Origin of the sequence: Kitasatospora sp. NPDC049258 (assembly GCF_040678895.1) — a bacterium.
GTDB lineage: Bacteria > Actinomycetota > Actinomycetes > Streptomycetales > Streptomycetaceae > Kitasatospora.
On sequence record NZ_JBFAQT010000071.1, the window covers coordinates 1 to 11,373 of the forward strand.

Below are 11,373 nucleotides of genomic sequence, written 5' to 3' on the forward strand. Positions count from 1 at the left end.
CTTTGCTGCTGGGTTCGGTGAAGTCGAACGTCGGTCACACGCAGGCGGCCGCTGGTGTCGCTGGTGTGATCAAGATGGTGGAGGCGATGCGGCACAGTGTGCTGCCGGCGACGCTTCACGTTGACGCTCCGTCGTCGCATGTCGACTGGTCGGCGGGTGCGGTGGAGTTGTTGACACAGGCGCGGGAGTGGCCGGAGACGGGGCGTCCGCGCCGGGCGGGTGTGTCGTCGTTCGGGATCAGTGGGACGAACGCACACCTGATCCTGGAGCAGCCGGAGGCGGCTGTTGCCGAGGCCTCCGTGGCCGTGGCCGAGCCGGTGGTAGTGCCGTGGGTGCTGTCGGCGAAGACGGGTGCGGCGCTGCGTGCTCAGGCTGCGCGGCTGCTCGCCCAGGTCGAGGGGGCCCGGCCGGTGGATGTCGGGCTCTCGCTGGTGTCGACCAGGACGGTGTTCAACCACCGTGCCGCCGTGGTCGGTTCGGACGTGGAGACGCTCAAGCGCAAGCTGGCCGCACTCGCGGCCGGTGAGCCCGGAGTACTGGAGGGCATTGCGCAGGTCGGTGGCAAGAGCGCGTTCCTCCTCTCGGGGCAGGGGTCGCAACGGCTCGGCATGGGGAAGGAGTTGTACGCCCGCTTCCCGGTGTTCGCGGAGGCCATCGACGCCGTGTGCGCGGTGCTGGACGGGCACCTGGACAAGCCCCTGCGGGACGTCGTCTGGGGCACGGACGAAGAGCTGCTGAACCAGACCGCCTACGCCCAGGCCGGCCTGTTCGCCATCGAGGTCGCGCTGTACCGCCTGGTCGAATCGCTCGGTGTACGCGCGGAGTTCGTGGCCGGTCACTCGATCGGCGAGGTCACCGCCGCCTACATAGCCGGGGTCTTCTCGCTGCCAGACGCCTGTGCACTGGTCGCGGCCCGCGGTCGCCTGATGCAGGCACTGCCGGCCGGTGGCGCGATGCTCGCGGTGGCGGCAACGGAGGAGGAAGTCCGTCCGCTGCTCGGAGCCTTGGTGTCGATCGCGGCCGTCAACGGGCCGTCCTCGGTGGTCGTCTCCGGTGAGGAGAGCGCCGTCGCCGCGATCGAGGCGCACTTCGCCGACCGCAAGACGAACCGGCTGCGGGTCTCGCACGCGTTCCACTCGCCGCTGATGGCCTCGATGCTGGACGACTTCCGGTCCGTCCTGAACGGCCTTGCCTTCCAATTGCCTGCCATCCCCGTGGTCTCGAACCTCACCGGTGAGCTCGCGACCGAGGAGCTGTGCTCGCCCGAGTACTGGGTGCGGCATGTCCGAGAGGCGGTCCGGTTCGCCGACGGCATCCGGGCGCTGCACGCCCAGGGCGTGACGCGCTTCCTCGAACTCGGCCCCGACGGGGTCCTCGCCGCGCTGGCGCAGCAGTCGCTGCCGGAGGAGGAGTCGGTCTGGTGCGCGCCGCTTCTGCGGAAGGCCAGGCCGGAGGAGGCTTCGTTGGTTGACGGCCTGGCCCGGCTGTACGTGCGTGGCCTGAAGGTGGACTGGGCCGGGCTGTTCGCCGGTGCCGAGGTGGTCGGGCTGCCGACGTACGCGTTCCAGCGGCAGCGGTTCTGGCCGCAGGGTGCGCAGGCGCGCGGTAGCGATGTGCGGTTCGCCGGGCTGGGCTCGGCGGAGCACCCGATGCTCGGGGCAGCGGTCGAACTGGCTGACGAGAGTGGGGTGTTGCTGACCGGGCGGCTGTCGCTGGAGTCGCACCCGTGGCTCGCCGACCATGTGATCCAGGGCGCCACGCTGGTGCCCGGCACCGGTCTGGTCGAGCTCGCGCTGCGGGCGGGGGCCGAGGCCGGGTGCGAGCGGCTGGAGGAGCTGACGCTCGCCGCGCCGCTGGTGCTGCCGGTGCGGGGTGCGGTGCAGGTGCAGGTCCGGGTCGGGGCGCCGGGTGAGTCCGGGCGGCGTCCGGTGGCCGTGCACAGTCGGCCGGAGAGCCAGCAGGCGGAGGCCGGGGTGTGGACCGAGCACGCCGCCGGGTGGCTGGTGGCCGGAGCTTCGGCCGAGGTGGGTGGCTTCGACGCGTCGGTCTGGCCGCCGGTCGATGCTGAGGCGCTGGCCGTGGCGGGTGCGTACGAGGAGTTCGCGGCGGCCGGGTTCGGTTACGGCCCGGCGTTCCAGGGCCTGCGGGCCGCCTGGCGGCGGGGCGAGGAGCTGTACGCCGAGGTCGCCCTGCCGGACGGGGTGGCGCGGAGCGGCTTCGGCCTGCACCCGGCGCTGCTGGACGCGGCGATGCATGTGGCGATCCTCGACAACGGCGGGGACGACACGGTCATCCCGTTCGCCTGGAACGCGGTCGCGTTGCATGCTCCGGGTGCCTCGGAGGTCCGGGTCAGGCTGACCCGGCTCGGTGACGGCGGGATCGCGCTCGAACTCGCGGACCCGGCGGGCCGGTCGGTGCTGTCGGTCGGCTCGGTGACCGGCCGGGCAATGTCGGCCGAGCAGCTCGGCGCTGCGGGTGGTGATCCGCTGTACGGCATCGAGTGGGTGCCGGGTGCCGAGGGCGGCGCGCCGGCGTCCTGGGCGACCTGGGACGAGGTGCCGGAGACCGCGGCGGCGGTCGTGCTGGACTGCGGCGCACTGGCGACGGAAGGTGAAGTACCGGAGCAGGCAAGGGCGCTGACCCAGCAGGTGCTGGCCGTCCTGCAGTCCTGGCTCGCGGACAAGCGTTACGCAGACACCCGGCTCGTGGTGCTGACGCGTGGTGCGGTGTCGGTGGGTGGCGGTGAGTCGGTGGCGGTGGTGCAGGCTCCGGTGTGGGGTCTGGTGCGGGCGGCGCGGGCGGAGAATCCGGGTCGGTTCGTGCTGGTGGATGCCGCGCCGGGTGTGCCGGTCGGGGAGGTGCTGGCGGCGGTTCCGGTGGAGGAGCCGGAGTCGGCGGTGCGGGCCGGTGCGGTGTGGCTGCCGCGGTTGGTGCGGCTGGCGTCGGCGGAGCGTGAATTGTTCTTCGACGGTGCGGTGTTGGTGACGGGTGGGACGGGTGGTCTGGGTGCGGTGGTGGCCCGGCACCTGGTGGTGGAGCGGGGGGTTCGGCGGCTGGTGCTGACCAGTCGTCGGGGTCTGCTGGCCGATGGTGCGCCGGAGTTGGTGGCGGAGCTGGCCGGGCTGGGGGCCGAGGTCGAGGTGGTGGCCTGTGATGTCGCGGACCGGGCGGCGGTGGCCGGGCTGGTCGAGGGGATCACGGCGGACGGTCGTCGGCTGTCGGCCGTCGTACACGCCGCAGGGGTGAGCGACAACGCCCTGGTGGGCGCACTCACCCCGGAGCGGATGGCCGCGGTGTTCGCCCCGAAGGCCGACGCGGCCTGGCATCTGCACGAGCTGACAAGGGAGTTGGGGCTCGACGCGTTCGTTCTGTTCTCCTCGGCGGGCGGCCTGGTGCTGACGGCCGGTCAGGGCAACTATGCGGCGGCGAACGTCTTCCTGGACGCGTTGGCGGAGCAGCGGCGGGCGGAGGGTCTGCCCGCGACCTCGATGGCCTTCGGGCTCTGGGATGCCGGCGCCGGAATGGCCCAGCACCTCGCCGAGGTCGACCGCAGGAGGATGGCCAACCATGGCGTGCCCGTACTCGACCGCGAAGCCGGCCTGGCCCTGTTCGCGGCCGCCCTGCGGACCGACCGCGCGACCGTGGTGCCGATCCGGGTGGACACCGCCGCCCTGCGTGCCCGGACCGACGAAGTACCCGCCCTGCTGCGCGGGTTGACCGGGACGCGCCGCCGGGCGCTGCCGGTGAGCGGCGGCGGTCTCGACCGGCGCCTCGCCGGGATGGTCGAGGGCGAGCGGCGACGGGTGGTGCTCCAGCTGGTGCGGGCCCAGGTCGCCGCCGTGCTCGGGCACGCCTCCGGCGAGGCGGTCGAGCCGGAACGTGCGTTCCGCGATCTCGGGTTCGACTCGCTCGCCGCGACCCAACTGCGCAACCAGCTCAACACCGTGACCGGCCTGCGACTGCCGGCCACCCTGGCCTTCGACCACCCCAACGCCCGGGCGGTCACCGAGCACATCGTGACCCTGCTCGGGGCGACCCCGGCCGCCCCCGCCGCCCCGGCCCTCACCAGTCTCGAAGCGCTGGAGTCCGTGGTCACGGGCGGCGAGCTCGGGGCCGAGGACCAGGCCCGGGTGCTGGCCCGGCTCCGGGCGCTGGTCCGACGGCTCGACGGCGGCGAGCCGGCCGAGTCCGGGGGCGAGGAGGCGGACGCCGACCTCGCCGACTCCACCGATGACGAGATGTTCGACCTGATCGACCGCGAACTCGGCCTCGCCTGATCGCCGTTCGCGGCCCGGTCCGGCCGGCTGACCCGTACCACCCTTCCGAACTGCGAGGTTTTCCACTCATGGCCAGCACCTCCGAGGACAAGCTCCGCGACTACCTCAAGAAGGTCACCGCGGATCTGCGGCGGACCAGGCTGCGGCTGGAGTCCGTCGAGGCCCGGGACAGCGAGCCGATCGCGATCGTCGGCATGGCCTGCCGCTACCCAGGCGGGGTCACCTCGCCGGAGCAGCTCTGGCAGCTGGTCGCCAACGGCACCGACACCGTCTCCGACCTCCCGGCAGACCGTGGCTGGAACCTCGACGAGCTCTACGACCCGGAGCCCGGCAAGGAGGGCAAGAGTTATACCCGCCAGGGGAGTTTCCTCTACGACGCCGGCGAGTTCGACCCGGCCTTCTTCGGGATCTCCCCGCGCGAGGCGCTCTACATGGACCCGCAGCAGCGGCTGCTGCTCGAGACCTCCTGGGAGGCGCTCGAGCGCGCGGGCATCGACCCGACCTCGCTGCGCGGCAGCCGTACCGGTGTCTTCGCGGGCGTGATGTACCACGACTACGCCCTCAACGCGAACCCCTCCGGCACGAGCGGCGGCAGCGTGGTCTCGGGCCGGGTCTCGTACACGCTGGGCCTGGAGGGCCCGGCCGTCACCGTCGACACCGCCTGCTCGTCCTCGCTGGTCGCCCTGCACCTCGCCGTGCAGGCGCTGCGCAGCGGCGAGTGCACGCTCGCGCTGGCGGGCGGGGCGACCGTGATGTCCACCCCCGGTATGTTCATCGAGTTCTCGCGGCAGCGCGGCCTGGCCCCGGACGGGCGGTGCAAGGCGTTCGCGGGCGCGGCCGACGGCGTCGGCTGGTCCGAGGGCGTGGGCGTGCTGCTGGTCGAGCGGCTCTCCGACGCCCGGCGCAACGGCCACCAGGTGCTCGCGGTGATCCGGGGCACGGCCGTCAACCAGGACGGCGCGAGCAACGGCTTCTCCGCGCCGAACGGCCCCTCGCAGCAGCGGGTGATCCGGCAGGCGCTGCTGGCCGCCGGGCTCGCCCCGGCCGAGGTGGATGTGGTCGAGGCGCACGGTACGGGTACCACCCTGGGGGACCCGATCGAGGCCCAGGCGCTGCTGGCCACCTACGGCCAGGAGCGCGAACTCCCACTGCTGCTCGGCTCGGTGAAGTCGAACATCGGTCATGCCCAGGCGGCGGCCGGTGTCGCCGGTGTGATCAAGATGGTGGAGGCGATGCGGCACGGCGTGCTGCCGCCCACCCTGCACGTGGACCAGCCCTCGCCGCACGTCGACTGGACCGAGGGCGCGGTCGAACTGCTCACCGAGGCCCGGGGGTGGCCGGAGACCGGCCGAGCCCGCCGGGCCGGCGTCTCCGCCTTCGGGATCAGCGGCACCAACGCCCACGTGATCCTGGAGCAGGGTCCGAGCGCCGAGGAGCCCGACGGGGCCGAGCGGGTCGCGCCGCGCACACTGCCCTGGCTGGTCTCCGCCGCCACCCCCGAGGCCCTGCGCGCCCAGGCCGCGAACCTGGCCGTCGCCGTCGAGTCCCGCACCGACCTGGAGCCGCTGGACGCCGCCTACGCACTCGCGGTCACCCGCCCGGCGCTGGAGCGTCGTGCCCTGATCCTGGGCACCGACCGCGACGACCTGCTGGGCGGTCTGCGCGCGCTGGCCGACGGTGACGCCCCGGGCGTCTTCACGGCGACCGCCCGCAGCAGCGACGGCACGGCCTTCCTCTTCTCGGGGCAGGGGTCGCAGCGTCTGGGTATGGGCCGGGAGTTGCACGGCCGGTTCCCGGCGTTCGCGGCCGCCTTCGACGAGGTGTGCGTGGAGCTGGACGGGCTGCTGGAGCAGCCGCTGCAGGACGTGGTGTGGGGAGCCGACGAGGAGCTGCTGAACCGGACGGCGTACGCCCAGGCCGGCCTCTTCGCCGTCGAGGTCGCGCTCTACCGGCTGGTCGAATCCTGGGGTGTGCGGCCGGAGTTCGTGGCCGGTCACTCGATCGGCGAGGTTGCCGCTGCGTACGTGGCGGGTGTCTTCTCGCTGGCGGACGCGTGTGCGCTGGTCGCGGCGCGGGGTCGGCTGATGCAGGCGCTGCCGGCCGGTGGCGCGATGCTCGCCGTGCAGGCCGACGAAAATGAAGTCCTGCCGCTGCTGGGTGAGTTGGTGTCGATCGCGGCCGTGAACGGTCCGTCGTCGGTGGTCGTGTCGGGTGCGGAGGAAGCTGTCGCCGCGATCGAGGCGCACTTCGCCGATCGGAAGACGAACCGGCTGCGGGTCTCGCACGCGTTCCACTCGCCGCTGATGGACCCGATGCTGGCGGGGTTCCGGGCTGTCCTGAGTGGCCTCGGCTTCCGGGCGCCGAGTATCCCCGTGGTCTCCAACCTGACCGGCGAGCTGGCGGGCGAGGAGCTGTGCTCGCCGGAGTACTGGGTGCGGCACGTCCGCGAGGCGGTCCGCTTCGCCGACGGCGTCCGCACGCTCGCTGGGGCGGGTGTCCGCCGCTTCTTGGAGCTCGGGCCCGAGGCCGTGCTCACCGGGATGGCCCAGGACAGCCTGCCGGCCGAGGCCGTCTGCCTGGCGCCGGCCCTTCGCCGGGCCCGCGACGAGGAGGCGACCCTGGTGGCGGCGGTGGCCCGCCTGCACGTCGCGGGTCTCGCCGTGGACTGGGCGGTCTTCTTCGCCGGTACCGGCGCCCGCCCGGTCGACCTGCCGACCTACGCGTTCCAGCGGCAGCGGTTCTGGCTCGACGCGACCAACCCGACCGCCGACCTCGGCGCCGTCGGCCTCGGCTCGATCGACCACCCGATTCTCGGCGCCGCCGTCGAACTGGCAGGCACCGACAGCTTCCTGTTCACCGGTCGGCTCTCGCTGGACTCCCACCCCTGGCTTGCCGACCACATGGTGCTCGGCACCGTGCTGGTGCCCGCGGCGGCCTTGGTCGAGCTCGCCCTCCGGGCCGGGTACGAGAGCGGGTACGAGCACCTGGAGGAGCTCACCCTCGCGGCGCCGCTGGTGCTGCCCGACCGCAGCGGCGTCCACCTGCACGTCTGGATCGGCGAGCCCGACGGTACGGACCGCCGCGAGGTCACCGTGTACTCCCGGCCCGTCGGCGCCGCCGACTCGCCGTGGACCAGGCACGCCGGCGGCTTTCTGACCAGGGGCGGCGCTGACCGCCCGAGCACCTTCGACGCGTCGGTCTGGCCGCCGGTCGATGCCGAGGTGCTGCCGCTCGACGGCGCGTACGACCGTCTGGCGGAGGCCGGGTTCGGCTACGGTCCGACCTTCCAGGGCCTGCGGGCCGCCTGGCGGCGCGGCGAGGAGCTGTACGCCGAGGTCGCCCTGCCGGACGGCGTGGAGGCGAGCGGCTTCGGCCTGCACCCCGCCCTGCTCGACGCGACGATGCACGCCGCGATCCTCGCGGGCGGCGAGAACGGGACGATGATCCCGTTCGTGTGGAACGACGTCACGCTCTCGGCCGTCGGCGCCTCCGCATTCCGGGTGCGGCTCACCCGGCTCGGTGACGGTGCGTTCGGCCTGGACCTCGCCGACGTGGCGGGCCGGCCGGTGTTCTCTGCGGAGTCCATGGTCGGCCGGGCGGTGTCGGCCGAGCAGCTCGGCGCTGCGGGTGGTGATCCGCTGTACGGTATCGAGTGGGTGCCGGGTGCCGAGGGCGGCGCGCCGGCGTCCTGGGCGGCCTGGGACGAGGTGCCGGAGACCGCCCCGGCGGCGGTCGTGCTGGACTGCGGCGCACTGGCGACGGAAGGTGAAGTACCGGAGCAGGCAAGGGCGCTGACCCAGCAGGTGCTGGCCGTCCTGCAGTCCTGGCTCGCGGACAAGCGTTACGCAGACACCCGGCTCGTGGTGCTGACGCGTGGTGCGGTGTCGGTGGGTGGCGGTGAGTCGGTGGCGGTGGTGCAGGCTCCGGTGTGGGGTCTGGTGCGGGCGGCGCGGGCGGAGAATCCGGGTCGGTTCGTGCTGGTGGATGCCGCGCCGGGTGTGCCGGTCGGGGAGGTGCTGGCGGCGGTTCCGGTGGAGGAGCCGGAGTCGGCGGTGCGGGCCGGTGCGGTGTGGCTGCCGCGGTTGGTGCGGCTGGCGTCGGCGGAGCGTGAATTGTTCTTCGACGGTGCGGTGTTGGTGACGGGTGGGACGGGTGGTCTGGGTGCGGTGGTGGCCCGGCACCTGGTGGTGGAGCGGGGGGTTCGGCGGCTGGTGCTGACCAGTCGTCGGGGTCTGCTGGCCGATGGTGCGCCGGAGTTGGTGGCGGAGCTGGCCGGGCTGGGGGCCGAGGTCGAGGTGGTGGCCTGTGATGTCGCGGACCGGGCGGCGGTGGCCGGGCTGGTCGAGGGGATCACGGCGGGCGGTCGGCTCTCGGCCGTCGTGCACGCCGCCGGTCTCGGTGACAGCGCGCTGATCAGCGGCCTGACGCCGCAGCAGGTCGACCGGGTGTTCGCGCCCAAGGTGGACGGCGCCTGGCATCTGCACGAGCTGACCCGGGAGTTGGAGCTCGACGCGTTCGTCATGTTCTCCTCGGCCGGTGGCCTGGTGCTGACGGCCGGTCAGGGCAACTACGCTGCGGCGAACGTCTTCCTGGACGCGTTGGCGGAGCAGCGGCGGGCGGAGGGTCTGCCCGCCACCTCGATGGCCTTCGGGCTCTGGCAGGTCGGGGCCGGCCTCGGCGAGCAACTGCGCGAGGTCGACCGTCGGCGGATGGCCAACCAGGGCGTGCCGCCGCTGAGTCACGAGGCCGGGCTCGCGCTGTTCGCGGCCGCCCTGCGGACCGACCGCGCGACCGTGGTGCCGATCCGAGTGGACACCGCCGCCCTGCGCACCCGCACGGGTGAGGCCCCGGCCCTGCTGCGCGGTCTGGTCCCGGCCGCGCGCCGCCGGACAGCCGCCGCCGCAGCCGCCGCGCCCGCCCTCGTGGCGAGTGACCGCTTCGCCGGGCTCACCCCGGAGGAGCGGCGGCGCGTGGTGCTCCAGCTCGTCCGGGCCCAGATCGCCGCCGTGCTCGGCCACAGCTCCGCCGAGGCGATCGAGCCGGAGCGGGCGTTCCACGAGCTCGGCTTCGACTCGCTGGCCGCCACCGAGCTGCGCAACCAGCTCAACACCGTGACCGGTCTGCGGCTGCCCGCGACCCTCGCCTTCGACTACCCCAACGCGCTCGCGGTCACCGAGTGCATCACCGAGGAGCTGGCCGCCGCCGGGCCCGGCACCGACACCTCCGCCGACGCGGGCGCCGGCTCCGGCGAGGCCGGGATCCGGGCCGCACTCCAGTCGATCCCGACCCGGCGGCTGCGCGATGCCGGCCTGATGGACGTGCTCCTCGAACTCGCCGAAGTACGGGTCCGTCCGGCCGACCTGCGGGAGGAGGAGAGCGAGGAGGAGGGCGCCGACGGCGAACTGCTGCGCGCCGCCCGCGCCGAGACCGCCCGGCTACGCGAGCAGAACCGCGAACTCGACGCCGGCCGCCACGAGCCGATCGCGATCGTCGGCATGGCCTGCCGCTACCCGGGCGGGGTGACCACCCCCGAGCAGCTCTGGGAGCTGGTCACCTCCGGCGCCGACGCCGTCTCCGCCTTCCCGGCCGATCGCGGTTGGGACCTGGCGGCACTGCGCGACCCGAACGCCGAGAACCCCGACAGCTACTACACCCGCACCGGCGGATTCCTCGACGGCGCGGGCGAGTTCGACCCCGGCTTTTTCGGCATCTCGCCGCGCGAGGCCCTCGCGATGGACCCGCAGCAGCGGCTCACCCTCGAACTCTCCTGGGAGGCGCTGGAGCGGGCCGGCATCGACCCGACCTCGCTGCGCGGCAGCCGGACCGGCGTCTTCGCGGGCGTGATGTACCACGACTACCCGGGCAGCGACGGCAACGGCAGCGTGGTGGCCGGTCGGGTCTCCTACAAGCTGGGCCTGGAGGGCCCGGCCGTCGCGGTGGACACCGCTTGCTCCTCCTCGCTGGTCGCGATGCACCTCGCCGTCCAGGCCCTGCGCCAGGGCGACTGCTCGCTCGCCGTCACCGGCGGCGTCACGGTGATGGCCACCCCCGGCGTGTTCGTCGAGTTCGGCCGTCAGGGCGGACTGGCGCCCGACGGCCGGTGCAAGTCCTTCGCCGAGGCGGCGGACGGCACCGGCTTCGCCGAGGGCGCCGGCTTCCTGGTGGTCGAGCGCCTCTCCGACGCCGTACGCCACGGCCACCCCGTGCTCGCGGTGATCCGGGGCTCGGCCGTCAACCAGGACGGCGCCTCCAACGGCCTGACCGCCCCCAACGGCCCGTCCCAGCGCCGGGTGATCCGCCAGGCCCTGGCCAACGCCCGCCTCGCGGCCGACCAGGTCGACGTGGTCGAGGCCCACGGCACCGGTACTACCCTGGGTGACCCGATCGAGGCACAGGCCCTGCTGGCCACCTACGGCCGCGACCGCGCGGCCGACAAGCCGCTCTGGCTCGGGTCGATCAAGTCGAACATCGGCCACACCCAGGCCGCGGCCGGTGTCGCGGGCGTCATCAAGATGGTGTTGGCCATGCGGCACGGCCAACTGCCCACCACCCTGCACATCGACGCGCCGAGCCGGAAGGTCGACTGGAGCGAGGGCGCAGTCCGCCTCCTTGCCGAGACCCGCGAATGGACCCGGGGCGACCACCCGCGCCGCGCCGGTGTCTCCTCCTTCGGCATCAGCGGCACCAACGCCCACGTCCTGATCGAGGAGGCCCCCACCCTCGTCGCAGCCGTCGACGCTCCCGCTACCGAGCCGCACAAGGCGACCGCCTGGCTGCTCTCCGCCGCCACCCCCGAGGCCCTCCGGGCCCAGGCCGAGCGCCTCCTCCGCACGGCCGCCACCGCCGACCCCCTCGACCTCGCCTACTCCTTGGCCACCACTCGGGCAGCCCTCGACCACCGCGCCGCAGCCGTCGGCACCGACCGGGACCAGCTCCTTGCCGCCCTGACCGCGATCGCCCACGGCGAGGCGGAGACGGGCACCCGCGGTGAAGGCTCCCTGGCGTTCCTGTTCTCGGGGCAGGGTTCGCAGCGTCTGGGTATGGGCCGGGAGTTGTACGGCCGGTTCCCGGCGTTCGCGGCCGCCTTCGACGAGGT

Annotated in this window: 2 protein-coding genes; both read left to right on the top strand. The window is 73.6% G+C overall.

The features are described 5' to 3' along the window. The first annotated feature begins 17 nt into the window (after nt 1-17). Nucleotides 18-4,277: an SDR family NAD(P)-dependent oxidoreductase gene (locus tag AB0K43_RS30735; RefSeq protein WP_363645581.1), complete on the top strand. Its 4,260-nt coding sequence runs from the start codon at nt 18-20 to the stop codon at nt 4,275-4,277. 68 nt (nt 4,278-4,345) lie between these two features. Then, a partial coding sequence (locus AB0K43_RS30740) for a type I polyketide synthase (protein WP_363645583.1) occupies nt 4,346-11,373 on the top strand: 7,028 nt, incomplete at its 3' end.